This is a genomic window from Secundilactobacillus odoratitofui DSM 19909 = JCM 15043 (assembly GCF_001434895.1).
Lineage (GTDB): Bacteria > Bacillota > Bacilli > Lactobacillales > Lactobacillaceae > Secundilactobacillus > Secundilactobacillus odoratitofui.
On sequence record NZ_AZEE01000028.1, the window covers coordinates 291851 to 315663 of the forward strand.

Below are 23813 nucleotides of genomic sequence, written 5' to 3' on the forward strand. Positions count from 1 at the left end.
AAAAAATATCATGGAGTGATGAAATTGAAAAAAGTGCTGGCGATCATCGGACCAACCGCAGTGGGCAAAACGGCACTGTCATTACAACTCGCCAAGCAGTTTAATGGTGAAATTATCTCAGGTGACTCAATGCAAGTCTACCGTGGCTTGGATATTGGCACAGCCAAGATTTTACCAGACGAACGGGCAGGTATTCCGCATTACTTGATTGACATCCGAGACGTCAATCAACGGTATTCAGTGGCTGACTTTGTTGCTGAAGCAACCCAACTAATCTCTGAGATTACCAATCGCGGTGGCTTGCCAATTATTGTTGGCGGTACCGGTTTTTATCTGAAGGCGCTACTTTACCAGATGAATTTGGGTGGTGATCATTACGATGAAACTGAAAATAATCGGCAAAAGTGGCATCAATTTGCGACTGAACAAGGGCAAACGGCATTATGGCAACGCTTAAATGAATTGGACCCAGCTGCAGCTCAAAATATTCCGGTGAGCAATGAGCGTCGCGTCGTGCGAGCATTGGAAGTCTACGAGCGCACCGGGACGCGTTTTTCAGAGCAGCAAACCGAGTTATTGCCACGGTATGACGCTTACGTCGTTGGCTTAAATACCGACCGTGCCGTTTTATATGAACGAATCAATCAGCGAGTGGATTTAATGATGCACACGGGTCTGCTTGACGAGGCTCGGCAGTTATATGCTCAAGGCGGGAGGCAGTGGCAATCTGGCAAGGGCATCGGTTACCGAGAACTATTTGAATACTTTGACGGTCAACTGACCCAGGCGGCCGCTGTCGATAAAATTAAACTGGATACCAGACACTATGCGAAACGACAACTCACTTGGTTCAGGCATCAAATTCCAGTACACTGGTACGATTTAATTGAAGATCAGCAGGCTCAAAAACAAATTGGTACAGACATTTTGACCTGGCTTAAAAATTGATGTAATAAAATATAACATGAGTCCTTGACAGCTCTTTCGATAGTGGTATGATGTAACCATGCAAGAGGGAGGTGAGTGCAATGACAGAGAAGGAACTACAACGTTCTAAGTCAGTACTACCAATTGGTACGGTAATGCGTTTGACTGAGTTAACCGCTCGACAGATTCGCTATTATGAAGAACAGGGTCTTGTAATTCCGCAGCGGACAGATGGTAATCGGCGAATGTATTCATTGAATGATATTGATCAGTTGCTTGAAATCAAGGATTATTTGAATGATGGGATTAACATGGCTGGAATTAAAGCCATCTATGCGCAAAAGGAAAAGCGGGCTGCTGAACGTAAGAGTGATTCGCTGACGGATAGTGATGTCAGGCGGATATTGCACGATGAATTTCTTAACATTAGTGGTTTCGAACGTCATTCGGCAACTTCATTGCATTCGCAACGACCACTTGAATAACCTAATTTTTGACCACTGTTGATTTCAATAATCTTTCGAGGAGCGATTTTATGCCAAAACACGATTACACCAAAGACGATATTCGTCAAATGGCGCAGGATGAAGATGTTCAGTTTTTACGATTAATGTTTACTGATTTATTTGGGACAATCAAAAACGTTGAAGTTCCAATTTCTCAACTCGAGAAATTGCTGGACAACAAGTTGATGTTTGATGGGTCTTCAATCGACGGTTTCGTTCGCATTGAAGAAAGTGACATGTATCTTTACCCAGACCTCTCAACTTGGATGATCTTTCCTTGGAGTAGCGATCGTGGCAAAATTGCACGGATTATCTGTGAAGTTTATACGCCAGACCACAAACCATTTCCTGGCGACCCTCGAAACAACTTAATTCGCGTTTTGAATGATATGCGTGAGGCTGGTTTTACCGACTTTAACATCGGACCAGAACCAGAATTCTTCCTATTTAAGATGGATGAAAACGGCAAACCAACTACGACCTTGAATGACCAAGGTTCATACTTTGATATGGCCCCAATGGACTTAGGTGAAAATTGCCGTCGTGAAATCGTCTTAACTCTTGAAGAAATGGGCTTCGATGTCGAAGCTGCTCATCACGAAGTTGCACCAGGCCAACATGAAATTGACTTTAAGTATGCTGACGCCTTACAAGCTGCTGACAACATCCAAACCTTTAAGTTAGTTGTTAAGACCGTTGCTCGTAAGTTCGGTCTGTATGCGACCTTCATGCCAAAACCACTGGCTGGCATCAACGGTTCAGGGATGCACTTGAACATGTCATTATTCCATAAGGACGGTAACGCCTTTTACGATGAGAAGGGTAAACTGCAACTTTCCCAAGATGCTTACTACTTCTTAGGCGGTTTATTGAAACACGCTCGTAGCTTTACTGCTATTTGCAACCCAACCGTTAATTCATATAAGCGCTTGGTTCCTGGCTATGAAGCACCAGTATACGTTGCTTGGTCAGGTTCAAACCGGTCACCACTCGTTCGTGTGCCTAATTCTCGTGGTCTTTCAACTCGGTTGGAAGTGAGAAGTGTTGACCCAGCAGCTAACCCATACCTGGCTATCGCTGCAGTGCTTGAAGCCGGTCTTGATGGCTTAAAGAACAAAATTGTGCCAGAGGAGAGTGTTGATCGTAACATTTACCGCATGGATGCGGAAGAACGTAACGAGAGTCACATCACCAATTTACCTGACACTTTACACAATGCTTTGAAAGATTTAGCAGCCGATGACGTCATGAAGAAGGCCTTAGGACCACACTTGTACCCAAGCTTCCTTGAAGCTAAGAACATGGAGTACGATGCATACCGTACTCAAGTATCTAAGTGGGAACGTGATCAATACCTCGAATTATACTAAATCGAATAAAATGATGATTAAATGAAATAAAAGTTGGCCCTTTCTGAGAGAGGGTCAACTTTTTTAACGATATTTTAGCTCAAAACCTTTATTATTCAGTGACTTTCATTTAAGATTAAACTAGTTACATACTGTGAGAATAAGTAAATGAGGGATAATATGCAAAGTAATAGTGAGGAACCACGCCAAGAAATTACACCGGGCCAAGCCCAGTTAGATTCATCAATCACTCAAAAAATTAATTATTTGGAAACACTTCAACGTGCGCTTCACGACCGTGACGACCGTCAAATTTATGAATTAATTGACAAAACGCGTTATGACCGTGAAGTTAAAAAATCACGCGCAACAACTCAAACGCAAGAGTTGGCAGATTTGGTCGCCAATGATCATCAGCAATTAAGTCATTATTTGAGTCAGAATTTAATTGAATATTTGGGCCAAACATACCCATTTTTCTACTATGATGAGGTTCAAGACGGCGAATTTGACATCTACTTTGGTAACTGGTGGGACCGTCGCTTGTTTGGCCAACTTGATGTGTTAAACGTGGCGTTTAACTTTGATGAAACTGAATATAATAAGTTGAAACGCACGTTTGAATTATCAGCAATGAACCAACGTTACAACACTGATCATATCGCTGAGATTACATCAAAGAGTGCCGAACTTCAGAAGTTGATCGATCAGCAAGATGAACGTGATCATCAAAAAGATCAATTACGCGACCAACTTAAAGAAGTTAGTCAAAAGAGTACGTTGCCTTGGGATTCCGGAAAAGTTAAGGAAGAACGTCAGTCGATTGTTGATCAACTTTCTAATTTAGCCGATCAAGATGAAGCTTCAATGAATGCTAACAAACAAATCAAGGAAAACGATGAACAAATCTTAGGTCTTTCAAAGGAAGACACCATTTTGAATTATGAAAAACAAAGTATCCAACAAACCTTTGAAGACTTTTCACACTTTGAATCACATAACCAAAGTTTGTACACCGATTACTTGAACAGTTTAATCGGCAGAGGGCAGGTGAGCGCTGATGATTAACGAGAATGACCCATCGACATTAAGTACCAGTGGTCGTTTATTGTCATACAATGATGCGGTTAAAGAGGGATTGGCAACTGGTCAAGCGTTTACGGCGCTTATGGACCAACTGATCAACACGAAGGATCCGGCTACATTAGTTGAAGCTGCCCAAGAGTTATCTGTATTTGTTTTAGACAGCGATTATGTGACATTCCCACATCAATATAATGCCGCTGATTACTACTTGATTTTTATGAGCCGGTTGCTTGAATTACATGATCAAGGTGCAGCGGTTACCTTACAATCACATGAAGGCGACCAACACCTAACCCAGCAACTCACTGCACTAGGTGATTTAGGGGTATTTGCCTTTCGTTCAGCTAACGACTCGACTGGTGGTGTTTACTATCAAGACCAAGTTACTGGCGAAGTTTTATTTTATCTCAACCTCAAACGTCAGTTAATGCGGATGAATAGTAGTGCCATTACCAAGTTATTTGTTGAAACTTACCTTGATAAATTAGAGGATGAACATATTTTAGCTGCGACTGATTTATTGATTGCGTTCGGTCAATCGCTTAAAGAAGACTTTGGCTTCGACGTTGATTTTAATCTACTCGATACGAGCAACAGCGAATTTTATGCCTTCACTACCAGTGATTTATCAGGTGAAATTGTCGATAAGCTCTTCGTGGCAGCTGCTTCAGAAAACTACATGCTTAAACATGCCCAGGATGGCGCAATTCTAGAATTATCGCCAGAAGTAACGATGAAAATTGTCAGTCATAACACCACTGGGGCCGCTGCATGGGGGATTCTTATCCAAGACAAGGCCCAACAAGTCTCCTGGTTTAAAGTGTTGTTGGCTTATCCATTCTTACGTCAGTGGTATCTCGATAATTTGGATGATCTCCAAATTCGCTCTGATAGTTTAGTTTTCTAGAAAATAGGAGCTTTTAAATGTCATTAAATCTCGCAAACATGTTGCAAACCTCGATTCAATTTCGCAATCAGTTTAATTACGAACATCAGGTAGCAGTCCGACCTGAAGAGGGACTGCGGATGGACTATGTCAGTTTAAACGTCGCCTTAGCTGAGTTGGCCTCGTCAATGGGTTGGTATCGACTCGGTGAGTCAGTGCCAGAAGTTGACCAAGCGACACTGCTAAAGCAGTATATTGACGTGCTGAACCATGTTTTCTGGGTTGCGGCAAGGCAAACTTGGTCACATCTTATCGTTCTTGACGATGAGAAACTGAAAGCTTTAGTTGCTAAACGGCCTGCCAAGAGTTTGAGTCAGCAATTTTTGGCAACACAGCACTTCTTGGATCAATCATTGTTTGAACGCCAACAAGCAGCTTTTGAACACGCCTGGCACCTCATTTTAAAACTAGGATTGGTTGATCTTCATTTTGATCAAGATCAAATCGAGACCACCTATCTGACGACATTTAAACCAAAAGCATAAAAAAACAACTTCTATCACTGGCCTAGTCCTGCGATGGAAGTTGTTTTTTGTTTTAACTCAAGTGAAGCAATTTCGCAAATAATTGCATATATCCCCGTTTTGGGGTGGCGACGAAGTGTTTTGAGTTAGCATGTTGACGACTAGCGCTTTGGTGCAATTCCCAAGCGCCAGCAATCAAAAATAAAACGATAATGAATGAAATAAAGTTCATCGCAATCCCTCCAAAATAAAAAGATTTCAATTACGTTACAGTTATATTATCGTTTTATGACTTACAAAATGCAAGTAAATAATTGGTAAAGTTTAATTTTTTTGACATTTTTCATGTAATGAACAACTAAATAATCATGGTAAACAAGTGATATTAAAGAATTAGTTTCTATATACAATAAGTGATTTATCAGCCTAGAGCGGCTCTGAAATCTACTTGCTGGATGCTCGAAAAAGCCGGATTTTAACTAATCTAATTTTAATGTACTAATCTAATGCTTGATAGGGTTTAAGTTTAGTTCAGAGAATAAAATCGATTTTGATCATATCGGCATAATTTCTTATTTTGAAAGCAACTGAAATATTCAATTGTTCAAGCAAATTATGAAGTCTGAACTACCAACCGAACATACAATCTTGCCAAAGAAACCAAAAGAGATTATGGATTCCTATATTTCGAAATCCATAATCTCTTGTATTTTTCTGGGACCTGAGCGATTTATGTCCCATACGTTAAAAACAATATGTAGCAAGAGGGGTTCGAACCCTCGACCTACGGTTTAGAAGACCGTTGCTCTATCCAGCTGAGCTATTGCTACAAAATACGAAATAACATGTATAATTATAAATTAAATGGGTAATCAAGTCAACGTGATTTGCTGAATCGTCACGTTTCATTTCATGAGCTGAACGGGATTCACCTCTTTACAAACTTGAATATGACAATCATTTGGCAAGCTGATGGCGTCAATTCTTTGAATTTAGTGAAATAATCACAATTATTTTAAAAGTTTGTGCGAAATTGGCTGTTTACAATTGAAATCATAAAATTTCACTGATAAAATATGTATAAGTTCGTTATAACAATTGGGTGTGCCTTACGGAGGAGTCATACCAAATTGTTGAGGTAGTTAACGAACTTGGCAATAGGCATTTTAATATCTTTAATCGTTAATGACGGGGGACGTCAACAACGATTAAAAAAGGATGGGGACGCGATGAGTAGAAAAATCGAAATGACCGGTAAACAATACGGTCGTTTAACTGTCATTCGCCAAAAAGGTCAGGACGCCAAAAACGCCGATTTACTTTGGGAGTGTCAGTGCAGTTGTGGTAATGTTGTGGTCGTTGACGGTTCTAGACTACGTGGTGGCTACGTTCGAAGTTGTGGCTGCCTGAGACGTGAACTAGCACGGCAACGTTATGTCAATAATAAGGATTTTACAAAGAACATGGGTAATGCCAAGAATCTCAGAAATGAGGACGGCATCATGGTTTCTTCGTTGAAGGAATCACCACGTAACACTTCTGGTGTCGTCGGTGTTTCTTATGATAAGGCAACCGATCGTTGGTTAGCACGTTTGATGTACCAAGGCAAGTACGTTTTACTGAAGAGTTTCGAGACGAAGTCCGAAGCTGTTGCAGCCCGGAAACAAGCTGAAACGATTTACTGGCATCGAACTAGTCAAGTTAACGAAAACGAATTACAAGTCAATTAGTTGAATCAAGATAACCATCAAAAAGCTGGTGAATGCGTTAACTGCATTCACCAGCTTTTTAGATTAATCAAGTTTTAAAATCGAAGTTCTCGTATGATGATGCGGTAAGTGCTTTTCAGGATCGGTATCTCTCAAGTAATCAATTTCTTGAACTAGAATACGAGCGATAGACCGTTTGACCGTCTCATCGTTAAGTGCGGTCGCAATGGCGGTCGCAAACTGCTTATTACTCTCTGCTGAAAAATCCTTGGTGGCTGACGCTGAGTTGAGTGCCCGCAGAACTGTACTGGTTGCAATTTGGGCTGTGTGATCATCAAACTTGTGGTCTGTCATCGTTATCACCCCATTCTTGATTTACTTTAATTATACGGCAATTTTTTGAAGAAACTGTGCATAATGCTTGAATTCAAGAGGGGTGTGCGGCTAGTCGATGAACTTTACGGCTGTGCCATAAGCAGCAACGGATTGCATGTCTTCACCAATGGAACCAGAATCAAAGCGCATCATGACCACGGCATCCGCACCGAGCTCACTGGCGTTTTGCCGCAGCCGATCGATGGCCACGTCACGCGCCTCAATCATCATTTTAGTGTAGTCTTTGATTTCGCCACCAACTAAATTTTTTAAGCCAGCGCCGATATTTCTCACGATATTTTTAGATTGAGTCGTCAAACCAAAAACTTCCCCGATAATCTCGTATTGACGGCCAGGAATATTTTCCGTGGTTGACACCAAGATTGTTGACATAATAGTTGCCCTCCTACAAGCATTTTGAATACCTTTATTTTAGCATAGATTCCAATTCTCAGTAGTAAATTTTTACCACCTCGCCGGCATTGATTCGCTGCGGTTGGCGTCCGTCTTGCTCTAGCACAATCAACTGACCAGTATCGTCGACGTCAGTGACTTCACCACTGATTGTTTGTTGGCCAAGTTTTACTTCGACCTGTCGATTCATCAATAGCATGTGTTGCCGGTAGCGGGGAAGAAATCGTCCTTGATCGAATTGACGACTCTCAATGAGTAATTCACGGATCAAACGGCATAAGAACGCCTGTCGTTCCTGCGATGAGGGCTGTTTCGCAAGTAAGTTACCGGCAATACCGGCAAGTTCAGCTGGCAAATCTTGGTGAAGGTTGATGCCAACACCAATGATGAGTGTCTGATTGGCGCCACGTTCAACCAAAATTCCGGCAATTTTTTGATAGGCCAGATTGTAGATGTCGTTGACCCACTTGATCTGCACCTCTTGGTTAAAGATTGCGCCAATTGCGTCATAAACGCCCATGGCTAAGCTGGTTGTTAAGAGGCCAATTTGCTCAGTCTCGATTTGAAAGTCTGGCATCATCAAGGTGACGTACAAGCCACCATCCTGACTTGCAAAAGGGCGTGAGTAGCGACCGACACCATTGGTTTGTTGGTCACTCACAATCACGTGAGGGGCGTTTAATTTCATTTGATTACACAGTGACTTGGCGTACTGGTTCGTTGACCCAATTGTGTCGAAGTGTTGGAGTGTTATTGGTTGTTGGACCTCTGCCGCAAGTTGGTCATTAAGTGCTGAATCCGTTTGCCAAAATACGGTATTTTTGTCCAAAAAGTTTAATTTTTCTGATAATTGACGGTGATGTGTTTCAGTCAAATTAAATAGTGGCAAGGGCGCTTGTTGTTTAAGTTTTTGCAGGAGATTATTTGAATTCATCAGCTTCATCCTTTTTATTTCTAAAATAATCATACGCGTCCATTTTATATTTTCAAGTAGATGCTTTGATAGTCGAACTACTAATTGAAAGATTAAAATTACTTGAAAAAGCAATTTATATGTCGGGGTTGACAAAAAAGGCGATTTTAGAATATGATACTGCCATCAAATACTTTGATGTTTGAAATAGTTTTGAAGGAGGTGCTTGCTGTCACATGCTATTAACTTCTCAAGAGATTCAAAAGCTAATTCCCAACCGCTTTCCGATTTTTTACATGGATGGTGTGACTGAATTAGTTGCTGGTGAATCCATCACGGCCATAAAAAACGTTACGGCTGATGAAAGTTTTGTCAACGGATATCGACCAGGAGAATATGTAATGCCATCAGCACTAATTGTCGAATCATTAGCGCAGGCTGCATCCATTTTAATCCTGAAGTCACCAGCCTTCGCACATAAAACCGCGTATTTAGGTGGTATCTCAAAAGCCGAGTTTTTAAAAGATGTTCACGCATCTGATCAACTCCAGCTGAAAGTTCAAATGAAAAAGCAACGCGATAACATGGGTGTCGTTTCCTGTGAGGCTGTGGTGAAAGACGAAACCGTTTTAACCGCTGAGCTGATGTTTATTGTGTCGCCTGAAGCGGAGGCAGATTGACGAACAGGTATGCCACTGCTATTATTTTGATATTGGAACTATTTGATAATCGAAGTAGGTGGTGAGTACATGGACTTTACAACGGCAAGACGGCTTAATCAATTATTGACATCAGTTTATGGTGATATTTTGCGGGTTGAAGAATTGGCGCTTCGTAAAAGTCAATTTAAAGATATTTCAATCAAGGAAGTTCATGCCATTGATGCAATATCAATGTATGAACATAAGACAACTTCCCAAGTGGCACGCGAATTGCGAATTACACCTGGCACGTTGACGACCATGGTGAATCATCTCGTCCGCAAAGACTATGTCATGCGTCTACGAAGTGACGATGATCGCCGTTTCGTTCGCTTAGGTCTTACTCGACGTGGCCGCCTGATTTATCGTGCACACGAATCGTTTCATCGTCACATGGTTGAAAGCTTTGCCGGCGATATGAACGATGAACAGCTTCACTTTATCGAAAAAGCCTTATTAAATTTACAAGCATTTCTTGAATTTGCTGATCCTACAGCTAAAAAGTGAGGCCCGACGAATGACGAGTATTAGAATTGTTCAAAGCGCCCACGAAGTTCCGGAAAAAATCATTCAAAATGATGATTTAACGGCTTATATGGACACTTCTGACGAATGGATTCGGACCCGGACAGGTATTTTACAGCGTCACGTGTCAACTGGACAAACCACCGCTGATTTAAGTACCTCGGTTGCCAAAAAAATATTGGCACAGTCTGATTGGCAGGCTGAAGATTTAGATTTCATCATTGTTGCCACGATGTCGCCAGATTATATGACGCCCGCTACAGCAGCAATCGTTCAGAGTCGCATCGGTGCGAAAAACGCCTTTGCCTTTGATTTGAACGCTGCTTGTTCCGGCTTTATTTATGGCTTACGAGTTGCTGGTGATTTACTTCACGGCAACTGTCGTAAGGGACTGCTGATTGGTAGTGAAGTCTTATCCAAACTGGTCGATTGGCACGAACGATCAACCGCCGTGTTGTTTGGTGATGGCGCTGGTGGTGTTTTGTTAGAACATGCGCCAGACAGCGATTCCGAATTCATTGCATCTGACTTAAAAACAATTGGCGAACTTGGTGATCGGTTAACTGCTGGTTACCAACCAGTTAATTCACCGTTTACCAATGACCCCGCTGATCCGCACAAACGTTATTTTGAAATGGACGGTCGTGCGGTCTATAAGTTTGCAACCCATGATGTTCCTGATTCAATTGAACGCGCGTTGAAGCAAGCTCGATTATTAGTTAATGACGTTGACTATTTTGTTTTGCACCAAGCTAATCAACGAATCATCAATCAAATTGCCAAACGGTTGGGACAACCCACCGATAAATTTTTATCAAACGTTGCCAACTACGGCAATACATCCGCCGCTAGCGTTCCAATGCTACTTGACGAAGCCATCCAAGCAGGTACGATCAAACGTGGTCAAACCATTGCCTTAAGTGGCTTTGGTGGCGGGTTAACGGTTGGCACACAAATTATTAAATTTTAATTCTATTATTTTAAAGGAGAAACAATATTATGACTAAAGACGAAATTTTTTCAAAGGTACAAGCAATTATCGTGGATCAAACTGGTGAAGACGCTGAAAAGGTCACTTTAACGACTAACATCAAGCAAGATTTAGACGCTGATAGTTTAGATATTTTCGAAGTGATCAACGAAATTGAAGATGAATTTGACATCAAGATTGAAACCGAAGATGGCATCGAAACGGTTGCTGACTTAGTTGGATTTGTTGAAAAGCAATTAGCTAAGGAGCAAGGATAATCACCATGCAATTAGATCCATTCATGCAGTCATTGGGACTTAAGTATCCCATTTTCCAAGGTGGAATGGCTTGGGTGGCAGATGGTCGCCTGGCTGCTGCAGTCTCGAACGCCGGTGGACTAGGTATCATTGGTGCTGGTCACGCTTCAGGTGAAGTGGTGCAACATGAAATTGAAGTGGCTAAATCTTTGACCGATCGACCATTTGGTGTCAATGTGATGCTACTTTCACCACACGTTCAAGATGTTGTCGACGTTATCTTGCGTGAGCAAAAAAACATTACCGTGGTGACGACTGGCGCTGGCGATCCATCTCGATATTTACCAGACTTCAAAGCCGCTAATATCAAGGTCATTCCAGTTGTCGGCTCCGTTGCTTTAGCCAAACGAATGGCCAGAGTTGGTGCTGATGCGGTCGTCGCAGAAGGTATGGAGTCTGGTGGTCATATTGGCAAGCTGACCACCATGGCCTTGGTGCCACAAGTAGTCGACGCTATTGATATCCCAGTTATTGCTGCTGGTGGAATTGCTGATGGTCGTGGCTTTGCTGCGGCCTTTATGCTAGGGGCGATTGGTGTTCAAATGGGCACGCGGTTCTTAGTGGCTACCGAATCAAAAATTCACCCAGATTACAAACAGGCTGTTTTAAAAGCAAAAGATATTGATACTGTCATTACCGGTGAGTATGCTGGCCATCCAGCTCGTGTGCTTAAAAATCCAATGGCCAAGCGCTTTATGCGACTTGAAAAACAAGAGGCAGCAAAGGCTGAACCTGATTTTAGTGAAGTTGAACAAATCGGTAATGGTAGCTTACGTGACGCCGTATTAACTGGTGATCCCAAAACAGGCGCATATATGGCCGGTCAAGTTGCCGGTATGGTCAAAACCAAACAACCAGCAGCCGATATCTTAGCAGATGTTTACACACAAGCAATGCAATTGATGGGTGGGAAATAATTTGAAAATTGGTTTACTTTTTAGCGGCCAAGGCGCACAAAAAACGGGGATGGGTCAAACACTTTATACTCAAAACTCAGTGTATCGATCAGTTATCGACCAAGCCAGCGAAACGTTAGAACTTGATCTACCACACTTGTATTTCGATGCTGATGCAGAATCAACACTCAATGAGACACAGTATACGCAACCAGCTATTGTGGCAATGAGCTTGGCCATTTTCGAAACCGTTAAAGCGCAGCTACCAGAAATCGCCGGTGGCATTGGCCTGAGTTTGGGAGAGTATAGTGCGCTCGCGGCCAGTGGCTATTTATCAGTTGATGAAGCGCTTCGGTTAGTTAAAACACGTGGCGCATTAATGCAACGCGCTAGTGATCTCAAACCCAGCAAGATGGTCGCGGTTATGAATACACCAGTATCGCTTATCGAAGAGGCCTGTACCGCTGGTTCTTCTGAGGGCACGGTAGCAATTGCCAACATCAACACACCCAAACAAGTTGTGATTGGTGGGGATGTTACGGCCGTTGATGCCGCCATGGCGTTTCTAACTGCGCACGACGTTTCTAGAACCGTAACGTTGAACGTGAGTGGTGCCTTTCATACACCATTGATGAAGCCCGCCCAAGCTAAACTAAATCAAGCCTTAGCAACCGTCAACTGGCAATCGGGACAGTTTCCAGTCATCAGTACGACGACGGGCCAGGCCTTTAAGCCTGAAACGCTGACCACGACTTTAACTGATCAGTTGATTTCACCGACCCGTTTCGTGACAGCAATTGAATCGCTCGGTCAACAAGTAGATGCTGTGATTGAATTAGGGCCAGGTAAAACGTTAATGAGTTTCGCTCGGAAGACGGTTAAGGGCATTGATTATTATCATATTGAAGATATTGACACATTAACCGAAACAATCTCGAAATTAAGGGGTGAATAACTTGGATCTTTCTCAAAAAACCGTTCTTGTAACTGGCAGCACCCAAGGCATTGGGTTAGCTGTTGCTCAAGCATTTGCCAAAAAGGGCGCCACAATCATTTTGAACGGTCGTCATGCAGCACCTGCTGATGCGATTGAAAGCATTAAGGCCTTTAACGTTGACTGTTATGATATCTCAGCAGATATTACTGACGAAAAAGCGGTTGCTGCGTTGATCAGTTCGATTTATGAAGTCACCGATCACTTGGACGTTGTCGTCAATAATGCTGGTATCGTGAAGGATACATTATTAAATCGAATGTCTGAGGCCGATTTTAGTGCGGTGGTCAACACAAACCTAACTGGGACTTTCAACGTTATTCACGCTTGCCTGCGACCCATGTACAAACAACGCAGTGGCGTATTTATCAACATGGCCAGTGTCATTGGGCTTACCGGCAATATCGGTCAGGCAAATTACGCAGCCAGCAAGGCCGGCATTATCGGCTTGACCAAGTCTGTGGCAAAGGAAGCCGCCATGCGGGGCATTCGTTGTAACGCCATTGCACCTGGCATGATTGATACGGCTATGACACAACAATTAGCTGATAAAGTCAAAGACGGTATTTTAACTCAAATTCCGTTGAAACGTTTTGGCTCAACCGATGAAGTCGCACAAGCGGCAGTTTTTCTTGCAGAAAATGAGTATATCACTGGTCAAACCATCACCGTTGATGGTGGCTTGACCATGCAATAAATAAGGAGCGATTTTATGACTAGAGTTGTCATCACAGGAATGGGCGCCCTCACACCAATTGGTAATAGCGTTTCTGAATTTCAAACTGGTTTAGCTGCATCAAAAGTCGGTTTTAACCAAATCAGTCACTTTGATGCGACAGAAACTGGCATTACTTTAGCTGGCGAATTAAGCGACTTTGACCCGTTAAAACGGTTAAGTAAAAAGGACTTGCGTCGAATGGACGCCTTTAGTCAATACGCCATGTATGCGACTGCTGAAGCTGTAGAACAGGCCGGAATTGACGAAACCAATACCGAACCGGAATCAATGGGTGTCATTTACGGCTCTGGTATCGGTGGGTTAACTACCATTCAAGAACAAGTGACTAAAATGGTTGAAAAGGGGCCACAGCGGGTTTCACCAATGTTCGTCCCAACTGCCATCTCTAACATGGCGTCAGGTAACATGGCCATTCGCTACCACGCCAAAAACATTTGTACAACGATCGTTACGGCGTGTGCCTCTGGTACCAACGCCATTGGTGAGGCCTTTCGTCAAATCAAAGAGGGTCGCGCACAAGTTATGCTAACCGGTGGCTCTGAAGCTTCGGTTAATGAAATCGGCATTGCCGGTTTTGCTGCCCTATCAACGTTATCAACTGCAACTGATCCAGCAAAAGCATCATTACCATTCGATGCCAATCGGCTTGGTTTTGTGATGGGTGAAGGTGCAGGTACTTTGGTCCTTGAATCATTAGAACACGCCCAAGCACGGGGCGCTAAAATTTTGGGTGAAGTTGTGGGTTACGGTGCGACTTCAGATGCTTATCATATGACCTCGCCAGATCCTGAAGGTACCCAAGCAGCCCGTGCGATGCAAAACGCCATTACCGAAGCTGACATCACACCCGCACAGGTCGGTTACGTCAACGCTCATGGTACCGCTACGATGGGCAATGACAGTGCCGAATCACTTGCAATCAATAAGGTATTTGGTGCAGACAGTGACGTCTTAGTATCCAGTACCAAATCAATGACTGGCCACTTACTCGGTGCTGCTGGTGCAATTGAAGCTGTCGCAACACTTGGTGCACTACAGACCGGTGAATTGCCTGAAAATGTCGGGGTCACTGAACAAGATCCTGCATGTCAGGTTAACCTGGTGAATGCTGAAAACCGTCATGCCGATGTTGAGTATGCCATTAGTAATTCATTTGGCTTTGGGGGTCATAACGCCGTCTTGGCATTTAGAAAGTGGGCGGACTAATGAATCTGGAAGATATTCAAGCCATTATTAAACAGATTAATCAAAGCGATATTCGCGAGATTGATCTGAATTATCAAGATATTCACTTATACCTGAATAAAAATAAAACCAGTCGTCCAACTACTGAAGTTACCAATGAAAAAGCAGTAACATCGCAAGCGACACCAGCGCCAGCTTCACCAAAACCAACTGAGAAAGTTGTTGATTTACCCGTAACAGCGCCTAAATCAGCTGAACAAGCAATCAAAGCACCGTTAGTTGGTGTCATTTATTTACAATCTGCCCCTGACAAACCCGCCTATAAAAAGGTTGGTGACCACGTCGAAGTCGGAGATGTGGTTTGTGTTATCGAGGCCATGAAAATGATGACTGAAATCAAAAGCAAGGTTGCAGGAACGATTACTGAAATTTTAGTCGAAAATGAAGAAGTGGTGGAATTTGATCAACCACTCTTTACAGTCGCACAATGAGGTGAATGAATTTGTCAGAAGAAACGACGCATCAATTAGATATTGTTGAAATTCAAAAGATTTTGCCACACCGGTACCCAATGTTACTGATTGATCGGGTTTTAGATTATGTACCCGGTGAAAAAGTGGTTGCCAAGAAAAATGTTTCAGTTAACGAGGCCTTTTTCCAAGGACATTTTCCTGGCAATCCAGTTATGCCTGGCGTCTTAATTGTAGAAGCAATGGCTCAAGCAGGGGCGATTGCACTTTTGACCGTACCAGAATTTAAGGGTAAAACTGCTTACTTTGGCGGTATGAACAAAGTGAAATTCCGTCAAATGGTTAAACCAGGGGATACCTTACGTTTAGAAGTCACACTAGATAAAATTCGCGGAAATGCCGGTTTGGGTCACGGAGTTGCTTATGTTGATGACCACAAAGTGTGCTCTGGAGACCTAACCTTCATGATTGGGTAGGTGAGAACGTGTTTAAAAAAGTTTTAATTGCAAATCGCGGTGAAATTGCGGTTCGAATTATTCGCGCGCTGCGTGAACTCAATGTAAAATCAGTTGCTATCTATTCAACAGCTGATGCTGATGCTCAGTACGTTAAACTCGCTGATGAAGCGATTTGTGTTGGCGGGCCACAACCAGCTGACTCTTATTTAAACATGCAAAATATCGTTAGTGCCGCTGTTTTAACCGGTGCGGAAGCCATTCATCCAGGCTATGGCTTTTTGTCCGAAAATGCTGATTTTGCAGAGCTTTGCGAAACCTGTCACATTACGTTTATCGGACCGAAGTTTGAAACAATTGCTTTGATGGGTAATAAGGCCAATGCCCGAATTCAGATGCAGTCCGGCAATGTGCCAGTCGTTCCAGGGAGCAACGGTTTTCTTGCAGATGAGGCGGACGCACTGTCGGTAGCTGAATCAGTTGGCTACCCGGTCATGCTTAAGGCTGCTGCCGGTGGCGGTGGCAAGGGCATTCGGCGGGTGACCTCTGCAAACGAATTAAGTGCTGCCTATCAAGCGGCCACGAAAGAAGCCCAATTATCGTTCGGTGACCAACGGATGTACCTTGAAAAAATTGTGTCGCCCGCAAAACACATCGAAGTTCAAGTTTTTGCAGATCAAGTTGGTCATGTTGTTGCCTTTCCTGAACGTGATTGTTCACTACAACGCAAACAACAAAAGGTCTTGGAATTAAGTCCGTGTCCAATTATGACAAGTGAAGAACGCGCAACTGTTGAACAAATTGCGGTTCAAGCAGCCAAGACAATTGGTTACCAAAATACAGGCACGATTGAATTCTTGATGGACGAAAACCATCAATTTTATTTCATGGAAATGAATACCCGAATTCAGGTTGAACACCCGATTACTGAGGCAGTAACTGGCATCGATTTAGTCAAAGAGCAAGTCCGGGTGGCTGCTGGTTTACCATTATCATTCGAACAAGCTGATGTTCAAATTCATGGGTTTGCCGTAGAGGCACGGGTAAACGCTGAAGATCCATCGTTGGACTTTATGCCACAAGCGGGGCGGGTGAAACAACTAAAACTACCAGGTGGGCCCGGCATCCGTGTCGATAGTGGTATTCACAGCGGCGATTTAATTTCGCCATTCTATGATTCGATGGTGGTCAAACTCATTGCGCACGCTGATACTTACGCTGAAGCACTGGCAAAACTATCGGAAGCTTTAACTGAGTTCGAGTTGGACGGGATTGCATCAAGCCAATCTTTCTTATTAGCACTATTGGCGGATGCAACGGTTCAGGCTGGTACTGCGACCACGAATTATGTGACTGATCAATTTATGCCGAACTTTATGGCACAAGTTACTCAGGAGGTGTCATAATTGTCATTCAGTGATCACGTTAAACGTTTTTCATCCCGCTCCGTTTCAATGTTAAAGCAGTACGAAGCACAGGTGCCCAATGGTATTTGGATGATTTGTCCGCGCTGTAAAGCCAGCTTTTACTACAAAAAAGCCGGTCAATATCGTGTCTGTCCTGAGTGTGGCTATGGCTTTCGGGTTTCAGCCCACCGTCGTTTGAAAATGATCACCAAGCATTTTGATGAATGGGACACCGATATTGCAACTGAAGATCCGCTGGATTTTCCCGATTACGATCGAAAAATTAAAAAGGCGCAAAGTGCGACCCATCTTAAAGATGGTGTCTTAACTGGATTAGCTCAAATTGACGGCCAATCAGTTGCACTTGGTATCATGGACCCACTTTTTATTATGGGTAGCCTCGGAACTGCGAATGGGGAACGAATCACTCGCTTATTTGAGCGAGCGACTGCTCAAGGTTTACCAGTTGTATTATTGACGGCCTCGGGTGGTGCACGGATGCAAGAGGGTATCTATTCGCTGATGCAGATGGCCAAAATCTCTCAAGCGGTCAATGATCATCGGGATGCTCATCTAGCTTACATCGCGGTTATCATGGACCCTACAACAGGCGGTGTCACGGCAAGCTTTGCTAGCCAGGCAGATATTACACTTGCAGAACCTAAGGCCTTATTAGGCTTTACTGGTAAACGAGTCATCGAACAAACCATTAATAAACAACTGCCGGATGATTTTCAAAGTGCCGAAAATAGTTTTAAGCGCGGCTTTATTGATGAAATCGTACCCAGAGATCAGCTTGGTAACCGGCTCAGTCAATTGCTCCGGATTTTAACGGCGCAGAAATGGGGGGATGACTAATGGCAACTGCTACTGATATCGTCACTGCAGCTCGAAGTGATCAAAAAGCGAATAGCTACGAACTGATTGAAACACTTTTTGAGGACTTTTTTGAAATGCACGGTGATCAAACTGATGGTGATGATGCCGCAATCATTGCTGGTTTAGCACGATTAGGTGAGCACCCAGTCGCCGTCATTGCAACTCAAAAAGGAATCACTTTGGAAGAACGAATGGCCAGTCATTTTGGCAGTCCTGAACCGGCTGGCTACCGTAAGGCGCTACGAGTCATGAAGACGGCCGATCAATTAAACTTTCCTATTATAACGTTGATCAATACACCCGGTGCCTATCCAGGTGCAGATGCCGAAGCTGCCGGTCAGGGCCAAATGATTGCCAAAAACATTGCTGAAATGCTAAAACTGAGGGTCCCGATTCTAACACTGATTATCGGCGAGGCGGGATCTGGCGGTGCTTTGGCGTTAGCTTGCTCTGACCAAATTTGGATGTTTGAAAATAGTATGTATTCAATCCTATCTCCTGAAGGGTTTGCTTCAATTATGTGGAAGGATGCTCATCTCGCTGACAAGGCAGCGGATTTGATGCGCTTAACACCTGAGTGGTTACTGAAGCAACATGCCATTCACCGCATCATTCCTGAGGTTATGTTATCGGATGGTTCACTCAAAACAGCATTAGAAACTGAACTCACAGCGCTTGCTAAACAAGACGTTAATCAACGACTTGCCCAACGAGCAGCTTTTTTCAGAAAATTTTAGTGGTTTGTTAACTTAGTGGTTGACGAATCACTTTATTTTTTGTAAAATATTATTTGTTGTATTTGTGGACTTCCACAGCTGCAACCGCACGAGCCAAGTCTTAAGTCTGGTAACAGCGCTTGTTCTCGGCGAGTCTGAGTGAAAAAACAAAAGGAGGTGCACATACATGTACGCAATTATCGTAACTGGCGGTAAGCAATACCGCGTTCAACAAGGCGAAGCCGTTTACGTTGAAAAGCTTAATGCTAAGGCTGGCGACAAGGTCACTTTTGACCAAGTTGTTTTCGTTGGTGGTGATTCAACTAAGGTTGGTACGCCATTAGTTTCAGGTGCTTCTGTAACTGGAACTGTTGAAAAGCAAGGCCAAGAAAAGAAGGTTGTTACCTTCAAGTACAAGCCTAAGAAGGGTCAACACACTAAGGTTGGTCATCGTCAACCTTATACCAAGGTTGTTATCGACGCAATCAACGCTTAATTTTTGTGGGTGACCAATCATGATTCAAGCAGCATTTGATTATGATAACGCTGATCGAATCATCGGGTTTAAGCTTACCGGCCACGCTGATAGTGCACCATACGGTAGCGATATTGTATGTTCCGCCGTCTCAGCCTTATCAATTAGTACGGTTAACGGTCTTTCGACTGTAGCCTCAATTGAACCGGTCGTAGTTTCCAAGCCCGACGAAGGTGGCTTCTTAAGTGTTAGAATGCCACCGGTTGATGACTATATTCAAGATCGAATTAGTCAAGCGTTATTACAAAGTTTCCAAAATGGACTTTTAGATGTTGAAAAACAATATTCGGAGTATCTTCGAATTAACTAATGTATGGAGGTGAAACTCATGCTAGAAATGAATTTACAATTCTTCTCTCACCATAAAGGGGGCGGTTCTACTGCCAACGGTCGTGATTCTGCCGGACGTCGTCTCGGTACGAAGGTTGCTGATGGTTCAACTGTAACCAGTGGTTCAATCCTTTATCGTCAACGCGGTACGCACATCTATCCAGGTGTTAACGTTGCTCGTGGTAACGATGATACTTTGTTCTCAAAGGTTGACGGTGTCGTTCGCTTCGAACGTAAGGGTCGCGATAAGCGTCAAGTTTCCGTTTATCCTGTGACAGAAGCCGCAGCTAGATAAGACTTTAAAAAGACCCGTCATGGGTCTTTTTTATTTGAATTGATTTAGGAGAGTGATTAAATTGGATCGGATTGAAAAATTACGCGCTCAGTTTAATGATCTTCGAATTGATGCCTTTTTAGTGACTGACCCGGTTAATCAACAGTATCTAACCGATTTTGACGGTGAGGGCGTGATTCTCGTTACAACTGATCAGACCACCATTATCACTGATGAACGTTTTAAAACGTTATTAGAACAGCAAGCCGGTCCGTATCAGGTCATCATCACCCGAGACTATCTTGGGCAAGCCGCTAAAGAGGTTGAACGCCAGGGTGTGACTGTTTTGGGTTTCGAGGACACTATTAGCTTCCATGATTACGACCAATTGGACGAGTTGATGCCTTCAGATATTGTGCCAATGTCAACGCTCATTGAACGACAACGAGAGATCAAGTCAGCCAGTGAACTCGAACAAATTCAGTTATCCGCCCAGTTAGCTTTAAAGGGGTTCGAGCAGTTGTTGCCCTTTATTCAACCAGGTATCAGCGAATTAGCCGTTGCAAATCGTTTGGATAGCATTATGCGCCAGTTAGGTGCAACTAAGGCTAGTTTTGATACCATTGTTGCCAGTGGTGCGAGAGCCGCGTTACCACACGGCGCTGCCACGTCGCGGATTCTACGGTCTGGCGAATTGGTGACGATTGATTTCGGCTATTTTGTCAATGGCTATACCTCTGACGTTACCCGAACGATTGCGCTAGGCCAACCAGACAAACGACTACGCGAAATCTACAATGTTGTGAAAGCCGCGCAAGGTTTAATTATTGATGCGATTGCGCCTGCCGTTTCTGGACAAGAACTTGATCAAATTGGGCGAGATTACATCACCCACGCTGGCTACGGCGCCTATTTTAACCACGGTACTGGGCACGGTATTGGCTTAGCCATTCATGAAGGCCCTGCTATTTCAACCCGCTCAACTGATTTGTTAGTGCCGAATCAAGTCATTACAATTGAACCCGGTATTTATTTACCCGAACTTGGTGGTGTTCGAATCGAAGACGATGTGCTTGTGACTGAGGATTCACACCAAATTTTAACTGCTTCTAACACTGACCTGATTGTGCTATAAATATTTGAGGCTTTGCTTGCAATTTAAGGTACTTAGTTGGTATCATTAAAAGGAATTATTTAGGAGGAACACGACATGGCTATTTCTACAGCAGATTTTAAAAACGGTTTAACAATTGAGGTTGACGGTGCAATTTGGCGGATCGTTGAATTCCAGCACGTTAAGCCTGGTAAGGGTGGCGCTTTCGTCCGCTCAAAATTAAAGAACTTACGGACAGGCGCTGTTCAAGAAAAGACCTTCCGTGCCGGTGCTAAGATGGAACAAGCACCAATCAATACGCGTAAGATGCAGTATTTATACGCTGATGGTGATTCACGTGTCTTCATGGATACAGATAACTTCGAACAAGTTGCTGTGCCTGACGATGCCATCAAAGATGAATTACTCTACTTACAAGAAAACATGGAAGTAAGCTTGGTTCAATATGGTAGCGAAACACTCGGTATTGAAGTGCCTAACACCGTTGTTTTAACGGTTACGGCTACTGAACCAGGAATCAAAGGCAACACTGCTTCTGGCGGTTCTAAGCCAGCCACAATGGACACTGGCTTAGTCGTACAGGTTCCATTCTTTGTCAACGAAGGCGACAAACTTTCAATCAACACGCAGGATGGTTCATACATTTCTCGTGCCTAGCAACTGACTTTTCGAAACGGAGGCTTGAAATTGGCTGAAGATACAAACATTGTTTTAAAAGCAACCGAGCCGACTTTGGGTAAGATTGAAGTTGCACCACAGGTTCTTGAGATTATTGCCGGTATTGCTGCTAGTAACGCTGAAGGGGTTGCTAGAATGCGCGGTTCATTAGCGAACAGCGTCAATGAATTATTCGGCAAAAAAGAACGTGGCAAAGGCGTTAAGCTATCTCTCAATGACGATGCGCTTAACGTTGACGTCTACGCCTACTTAAACTACGGTGTATCCGTTCCTAAGGTTGCTTTAGCAATCCAAGAGCAGGTCAAGCAACAGTTATTGTTTATGACCGATTTACAAGTAAACGAGGTCAACGTTCATATCGAAGGCGTTATTCCTGAGAAGACGACTCAAGCTGTAGATCCCGATAATTTATTCGGTGACGATGACGATGAAAGTGAAAATGGTGAGGACAAGTGACAGAAGAATTAACGAGACATCAGATCCGCACCCGAGCATTTCAGACGCTTTTTGCAATGAATGCTAACCCCGAAGCCGATCGTCAGGTAATTTATCAGCAATTGTTAAGCGATCAAGACGGCGAAACTGCTGAAGTGCCAGCGTATTTAGAGGAATTGGTAACTGGTGTCTTGGCCAACCAAGAAGCGCTGGACAATCAGATCAAGCAATATTTAACCACGGGCTGGACTTTACCCCGCATTGCTAAAACCGATTTGGTGATCTTACGAATTGCATTTTATGAATTGGATTATCAATCTGATATTCCAAAACGGGTAGCAGTTAACGAAGCCCTTGAACTTGCTAAACAGTTTAGCGATGATCGTTCAAGACGCTTTATTAACGGCGTACTCTCGCATGAAATTGAAACTGACGCTTAGGCGTCCTGAGTATTAAGCGCCAACGATTGAATTTGAGTTAGAACTCGAGTTTAATCGTTGGCGTTTTTTATGGCTGAATAACCTAATTTCTTTAACTTGGTGGTTTAAGTTCTCCAGTCAACTCACTGAACACGGTAAAATGTGATAAAATGATAGCCAGTAGTTTTTAAATAAAATCCGCAACGATGCGAATTAGATCGTGAGAGTGAAGACATGGCAGAATTAATTGATGGCAAACAACTCGCAAAAAAGCTGAACGCTGAGACTAAGGTGGCTGTGGATGAATTAAAAGCCTCAGGCATCACGCCCAAGTTAGTCGTGATCATTGTCGGTGGTGACGGCGCAAGTGAAATTTACGTGCGCAATAAGCATCGTAAGGCTGAACAATTAGGCATCATTTCAGAAGTAACCCGTCTGTCAGCCACCATCAGTCAAGCCGAACTCCTTGAAGTTATTGAAACGTACAATCAAGATGATAGTGTTCACGGGATTTTGGTGCAATCACCACTCCCGTCACATATTGACGAGCCAACCATCACCAGAGCGATAACCCCTACAAAAGACGTTGATGGCTTCAACCCGGTCAACGTTGGTAAGTTGTACACACATTCAGCACTCAATTTCCCAGTTTCTTGCACGCCTAAGGGCATTATGACGATGCTAAAGGCTTATCATGTGCCAACCGCTGGTAAAAACGCCGTGATTGTTGGCCGTTCCAACATCGTTGGTCGGCCCATGGCCGCCCTGCTGTTAAACGCCAGTGCCACCGTCACCGTTGTGCATAGTCAAACTAAGGATATGAAAGCCTATACGCGAGAAGCCGATATCTTAGTCGTCGCGACTGGTATCCCGCATTTAATCACCGGTGCTGACATTAAGCCGGGTGCCACCGTCATTGACGTCGGCATGGATCGTGATGAAGAGGGCCATCTGACTGGTGATGTCGAGTTTGAAAGTGCCAACCAGGTAGCTGGTAAATTAACCCCAGTCCCTGGTGGAGTCGGTCCAATGACAATCGCTACATTAATGCAACAAACCGTCGAATTAGCAAAATGGAGTGAGTAA

At 43.5% G+C, this 23813-nt stretch carries 32 protein-coding genes, 1 tRNA gene and 1 other annotated feature; of the genes, 28 read left to right on the plus strand and 5 right to left on the minus strand.

The genetic code is table 11. The features are described 5' to 3' along the window. Nucleotides 1-24: 24 nt before the first annotated feature. From miaA to FD04_RS06345, 6 genes are all read left to right on the plus strand, one after another. Nucleotides 25-948: a tRNA (adenosine(37)-N6)-dimethylallyltransferase MiaA gene (miaA, locus tag FD04_RS06320; RefSeq protein ID WP_054700003.1), complete on the plus strand. Its 924-nt coding sequence runs from the start codon at nucleotides 25-27 to the stop codon at nucleotides 946-948. A gap of 80 nt (nucleotides 949-1028) precedes the next feature. Continuing rightward, a complete protein-coding gene (locus FD04_RS06325; RefSeq protein WP_054700005.1) occupies nucleotides 1029-1412 on the plus strand; it encodes a MerR family transcriptional regulator in 384 nt (127 codons plus the stop codon). Nucleotides 1413-1462: 50 nt separating this feature from the next. Continuing rightward, nucleotides 1463-2803, plus strand: coding sequence for a type I glutamate--ammonia ligase (gene glnA, locus FD04_RS06330; RefSeq protein ID WP_054700007.1), 1341 nt, complete (start codon nucleotides 1463-1465; stop codon nucleotides 2801-2803). Between the two features lie 159 nt (nucleotides 2804-2962). After that, entirely contained in the window at nucleotides 2963-3850 is an 888-nt protein-coding gene (locus FD04_RS06335; RefSeq protein ID WP_056947767.1) for a hypothetical protein, read from the plus strand. After that, nucleotides 3843-4775 carry a hypothetical protein gene (locus tag FD04_RS06340; RefSeq protein WP_054700011.1) on the plus strand — a complete coding sequence of 311 codons (933 nt, stop codon included), beginning with the start codon at nucleotides 3843-3845 and terminating at the stop codon, nucleotides 4773-4775. The genes FD04_RS06335 and FD04_RS06340 overlap by 8 nt, the downstream gene beginning before the upstream one ends. A 17-nt stretch (nucleotides 4776-4792) precedes the next feature. After that, nucleotides 4793-5299, plus strand: coding sequence for a dUTP diphosphatase (locus tag FD04_RS06345; protein WP_054700013.1), 507 nt, complete (start codon nucleotides 4793-4795; stop codon nucleotides 5297-5299). Between the two features lie 52 nt (nucleotides 5300-5351). On the opposite strand, the gene FD04_RS12460 is transcribed toward FD04_RS06345, so the two are convergent. Together FD04_RS12460 and FD04_RS06350 are read right to left on the minus strand one after the other, a co-directional pair. Next, nucleotides 5352-5510: a hypothetical protein gene (locus FD04_RS12460; RefSeq protein WP_156660411.1), complete on the minus strand. Its 159-nt coding sequence runs from the start codon at nucleotides 5508-5510 to the stop codon at nucleotides 5352-5354. Between the two features lie 524 nt (nucleotides 5511-6034). Further along, a tRNA-Arg gene (locus FD04_RS06350) sits at nucleotides 6035-6108 on the minus strand. A gap of 399 nt (nucleotides 6109-6507) precedes the next feature. Here FD04_RS06350 and FD04_RS06355 point away from each other — a divergent pair. Then, on the plus strand, nucleotides 6508-7008 hold the full coding sequence (locus tag FD04_RS06355) for an AP2 domain-containing protein (protein ID WP_056947768.1): 501 nt from the start codon (nucleotides 6508-6510) through the stop codon (nucleotides 7006-7008). Nucleotides 7009-7071: 63 nt separating this feature from the next. On the opposite strand, the gene FD04_RS06360 is transcribed toward FD04_RS06355, so the two are convergent. From FD04_RS06360 to FD04_RS06370, 3 genes are all read right to left on the minus strand, one after another. Continuing rightward, complete coding sequence (locus FD04_RS06360) at nucleotides 7072-7341, minus strand: hypothetical protein (RefSeq protein WP_054700019.1); 270 nt, start codon at nucleotides 7339-7341, stop codon at nucleotides 7072-7074. Nucleotides 7342-7431: 90 nt separating this feature from the next. Then, entirely contained in the window at nucleotides 7432-7755 is a 324-nt protein-coding gene (locus FD04_RS06365) for a heavy metal-binding domain-containing protein (protein ID WP_056947770.1), read from the minus strand. A 58-nt stretch (nucleotides 7756-7813) separates the two neighbouring features. Then, entirely contained in the window at nucleotides 7814-8710 is an 897-nt protein-coding gene (locus FD04_RS06370) for a biotin--[acetyl-CoA-carboxylase] ligase (RefSeq protein ID WP_056947772.1), read from the minus strand. Nucleotides 8711-8925: 215 nt separating this feature from the next. Between FD04_RS06370 and fabZ (FD04_RS06375) the strand changes: the two genes are divergently transcribed. The 21 genes from fabZ (FD04_RS06375) (at nucleotide 8926) to FD04_RS06475 (ending at nucleotide 23813) form a co-directional block, all read left to right on the plus strand. Further along, on the plus strand, nucleotides 8926-9369 hold the full coding sequence (gene fabZ / locus FD04_RS06375) for a 3-hydroxyacyl-ACP dehydratase FabZ (protein WP_054700025.1): 444 nt from the start codon (nucleotides 8926-8928) through the stop codon (nucleotides 9367-9369). 69 nt (nucleotides 9370-9438) lie between these two features. Then, the gene (locus FD04_RS06380; protein ID WP_054700028.1) at nucleotides 9439-9897 is read left to right on the plus strand and encodes a MarR family winged helix-turn-helix transcriptional regulator; all 459 of its coding nucleotides are present in this window, start codon (nucleotides 9439-9441) and stop codon (nucleotides 9895-9897) included. 10 nt (nucleotides 9898-9907) lie between these two features. After that, nucleotides 9908-10885, plus strand: a complete 978-nt coding sequence (locus tag FD04_RS06385; RefSeq protein WP_056947774.1) for a beta-ketoacyl-ACP synthase III — start codon at nucleotides 9908-9910, stop codon at nucleotides 10883-10885. A 29-nt stretch (nucleotides 10886-10914) separates the two neighbouring features. Continuing rightward, nucleotides 10915-11163, plus strand: coding sequence for an acyl carrier protein (locus tag FD04_RS06390; RefSeq protein ID WP_056947776.1), 249 nt, complete (start codon nucleotides 10915-10917; stop codon nucleotides 11161-11163). A 5-nt stretch (nucleotides 11164-11168) separates the two neighbouring features. After that, complete coding sequence (fabK, locus tag FD04_RS06395) at nucleotides 11169-12119, plus strand: enoyl-[acyl-carrier-protein] reductase FabK (RefSeq protein WP_056947778.1); 951 nt, start codon at nucleotides 11169-11171, stop codon at nucleotides 12117-12119. Nucleotide 12120: 1 nt separating this feature from the next. Next, the gene (locus FD04_RS06400) at nucleotides 12121-13053 is read left to right on the plus strand and encodes an ACP S-malonyltransferase (protein ID WP_056947780.1); all 933 of its coding nucleotides are present in this window, start codon (nucleotides 12121-12123) and stop codon (nucleotides 13051-13053) included. Between the two features lies 1 nt (nucleotide 13054). Further along, complete coding sequence (locus tag FD04_RS06405) at nucleotides 13055-13789, plus strand: 3-oxoacyl-ACP reductase family protein (protein WP_056947782.1); 735 nt, start codon at nucleotides 13055-13057, stop codon at nucleotides 13787-13789. A 15-nt stretch (nucleotides 13790-13804) separates the two neighbouring features. Next, nucleotides 13805-15037: a beta-ketoacyl-ACP synthase II gene (fabF, locus tag FD04_RS06410; protein WP_054700034.1), complete on the plus strand. Its 1233-nt coding sequence runs from the start codon at nucleotides 13805-13807 to the stop codon at nucleotides 15035-15037. Beyond that, complete coding sequence (accB, locus tag FD04_RS06415) at nucleotides 15037-15507, plus strand: acetyl-CoA carboxylase biotin carboxyl carrier protein (protein WP_054700036.1); 471 nt, start codon at nucleotides 15037-15039, stop codon at nucleotides 15505-15507. Before fabF ends, accB begins: the two co-directional genes overlap by 1 nt. Before the next feature lie 11 nt (nucleotides 15508-15518). Next, the gene (gene fabZ / locus FD04_RS06420) at nucleotides 15519-15962 is read left to right on the plus strand and encodes a 3-hydroxyacyl-ACP dehydratase FabZ (RefSeq protein WP_268873322.1); all 444 of its coding nucleotides are present in this window, start codon (nucleotides 15519-15521) and stop codon (nucleotides 15960-15962) included. Nucleotides 15963-15970: 8 nt separating this feature from the next. After that, nucleotides 15971-17347: an acetyl-CoA carboxylase biotin carboxylase subunit gene (locus FD04_RS06425; protein ID WP_056947786.1), complete on the plus strand. Its 1377-nt coding sequence runs from the start codon at nucleotides 15971-15973 to the stop codon at nucleotides 17345-17347. Then, entirely contained in the window at nucleotides 17348-18205 is an 858-nt protein-coding gene (locus FD04_RS06430) for a carboxyl transferase domain-containing protein (protein ID WP_056947788.1), read from the plus strand. After that, nucleotides 18205-18963, plus strand: coding sequence for an acetyl-CoA carboxylase carboxyltransferase subunit alpha (locus FD04_RS06435; RefSeq protein ID WP_056947791.1), 759 nt, complete (start codon nucleotides 18205-18207; stop codon nucleotides 18961-18963). Before FD04_RS06430 ends, FD04_RS06435 begins: the two co-directional genes overlap by 1 nt. A gap of 72 nt (nucleotides 18964-19035) precedes the next feature. After that, nucleotides 19036-19109: a sequence feature (ribosomal protein L21 leader region), on the plus strand. A 20-nt stretch (nucleotides 19110-19129) separates the two neighbouring features. Next, a complete protein-coding gene (gene rplU, locus FD04_RS06440; RefSeq protein ID WP_056947793.1) occupies nucleotides 19130-19438 on the plus strand; it encodes a 50S ribosomal protein L21 in 309 nt (102 codons plus the stop codon). Nucleotides 19439-19457: 19 nt separating this feature from the next. Next, on the plus strand, nucleotides 19458-19787 hold the full coding sequence (locus FD04_RS06445; RefSeq protein ID WP_054700040.1) for a ribosomal-processing cysteine protease Prp: 330 nt from the start codon (nucleotides 19458-19460) through the stop codon (nucleotides 19785-19787). A gap of 18 nt (nucleotides 19788-19805) precedes the next feature. Continuing rightward, nucleotides 19806-20102 (plus strand): 50S ribosomal protein L27, encoded by a 297-nt coding sequence (rpmA, locus tag FD04_RS06450; protein WP_054700042.1) that lies wholly within the window; start codon nucleotides 19806-19808, stop codon nucleotides 20100-20102. A 61-nt stretch (nucleotides 20103-20163) separates the two neighbouring features. Next, entirely contained in the window at nucleotides 20164-21216 is a 1053-nt protein-coding gene (locus tag FD04_RS06455) for a M24 family metallopeptidase (RefSeq protein ID WP_420806516.1), read from the plus strand. A 75-nt stretch (nucleotides 21217-21291) separates the two neighbouring features. Beyond that, nucleotides 21292-21852: an elongation factor P gene (gene efp / locus FD04_RS06460; protein ID WP_054700044.1), complete on the plus strand. Its 561-nt coding sequence runs from the start codon at nucleotides 21292-21294 to the stop codon at nucleotides 21850-21852. Nucleotides 21853-21882: 30 nt separating this feature from the next. Then, complete coding sequence (locus FD04_RS06465; protein ID WP_056947796.1) at nucleotides 21883-22329, plus strand: Asp23/Gls24 family envelope stress response protein; 447 nt, start codon at nucleotides 21883-21885, stop codon at nucleotides 22327-22329. Beyond that, a complete protein-coding gene (nusB, locus tag FD04_RS06470) occupies nucleotides 22326-22748 on the plus strand; it encodes a transcription antitermination factor NusB (RefSeq protein WP_082603159.1) in 423 nt (140 codons plus the stop codon). Before FD04_RS06465 ends, nusB begins: the two co-directional genes overlap by 4 nt. Before the next feature lie 213 nt (nucleotides 22749-22961). Beyond that, nucleotides 22962-23813: a bifunctional 5,10-methylenetetrahydrofolate dehydrogenase/5,10-methenyltetrahydrofolate cyclohydrolase gene (locus FD04_RS06475; protein WP_056947800.1), complete on the plus strand. Its 852-nt coding sequence runs from the start codon at nucleotides 22962-22964 to the stop codon at nucleotides 23811-23813.

Excerpts from the sequence above, each read along its gene's own strand:
- FD04_RS06325 (WP_054700005.1), top strand. The coding sequence starts at position 1,029 with ATGACAGAGAAGGAACTACAACGTTCTAAGTCAGTACTACCAATTGGT.
- glnA (WP_054700007.1), top strand. The coding sequence starts at position 1,463 with ATGCCAAAACACGATTACACCAAAGACGATATTCGTCAAATGGCGCAG.
- FD04_RS06335 (WP_056947767.1), top strand. The coding sequence starts at position 2,963 with ATGCAAAGTAATAGTGAGGAACCACGCCAAGAAATTACACCGGGCCAA.
- FD04_RS06340 (WP_054700011.1), top strand. The coding sequence starts at position 3,843 with ATGATTAACGAGAATGACCCATCGACATTAAGTACCAGTGGTCGTTTA.
- FD04_RS06345 (WP_054700013.1), top strand. The coding sequence starts at position 4,793 with ATGTCATTAAATCTCGCAAACATGTTGCAAACCTCGATTCAATTTCGC.
- FD04_RS12460 (WP_156660411.1), bottom strand. The coding sequence starts at position 5,510 with ATGAACTTTATTTCATTCATTATCGTTTTATTTTTGATTGCTGGCGCT.
- FD04_RS06355 (WP_056947768.1), top strand. The coding sequence starts at position 6,508 with ATGAGTAGAAAAATCGAAATGACCGGTAAACAATACGGTCGTTTAACT.
- FD04_RS06360 (WP_054700019.1), bottom strand. The coding sequence starts at position 7,341 with ATGACAGACCACAAGTTTGATGATCACACAGCCCAAATTGCAACCAGT.
- FD04_RS06365 (WP_056947770.1), bottom strand. The coding sequence starts at position 7,755 with ATGTCAACAATCTTGGTGTCAACCACGGAAAATATTCCTGGCCGTCAA.
- FD04_RS06370 (WP_056947772.1), bottom strand. The coding sequence starts at position 8,710 with ATGAATTCAAATAATCTCCTGCAAAAACTTAAACAACAAGCGCCCTTG.
- fabZ (WP_054700025.1), top strand. The coding sequence starts at position 8,926 with ATGCTATTAACTTCTCAAGAGATTCAAAAGCTAATTCCCAACCGCTTT.
- FD04_RS06380 (WP_054700028.1), top strand. The coding sequence starts at position 9,439 with ATGGACTTTACAACGGCAAGACGGCTTAATCAATTATTGACATCAGTT.
- FD04_RS06385 (WP_056947774.1), top strand. The coding sequence starts at position 9,908 with ATGACGAGTATTAGAATTGTTCAAAGCGCCCACGAAGTTCCGGAAAAA.
- FD04_RS06390 (WP_056947776.1), top strand. The coding sequence starts at position 10,915 with ATGACTAAAGACGAAATTTTTTCAAAGGTACAAGCAATTATCGTGGAT.
- fabK (WP_056947778.1), top strand. The coding sequence starts at position 11,169 with ATGCAATTAGATCCATTCATGCAGTCATTGGGACTTAAGTATCCCATT.
- fabF (WP_054700034.1), top strand. The coding sequence starts at position 13,805 with ATGACTAGAGTTGTCATCACAGGAATGGGCGCCCTCACACCAATTGGT.
- accB (WP_054700036.1), top strand. The coding sequence starts at position 15,037 with ATGAATCTGGAAGATATTCAAGCCATTATTAAACAGATTAATCAAAGC.
- FD04_RS06435 (WP_056947791.1), top strand. The coding sequence starts at position 18,205 with ATGGCAACTGCTACTGATATCGTCACTGCAGCTCGAAGTGATCAAAAA.
- rplU (WP_056947793.1), top strand. The coding sequence starts at position 19,130 with ATGTACGCAATTATCGTAACTGGCGGTAAGCAATACCGCGTTCAACAA.
- FD04_RS06445 (WP_054700040.1), top strand. The coding sequence starts at position 19,458 with ATGATTCAAGCAGCATTTGATTATGATAACGCTGATCGAATCATCGGG.
- rpmA (WP_054700042.1), top strand. The coding sequence starts at position 19,806 with ATGCTAGAAATGAATTTACAATTCTTCTCTCACCATAAAGGGGGCGGT.
- efp (WP_054700044.1), top strand. The coding sequence starts at position 21,292 with ATGGCTATTTCTACAGCAGATTTTAAAAACGGTTTAACAATTGAGGTT.
- FD04_RS06475 (WP_056947800.1), top strand. The coding sequence starts at position 22,962 with ATGGCAGAATTAATTGATGGCAAACAACTCGCAAAAAAGCTGAACGCT.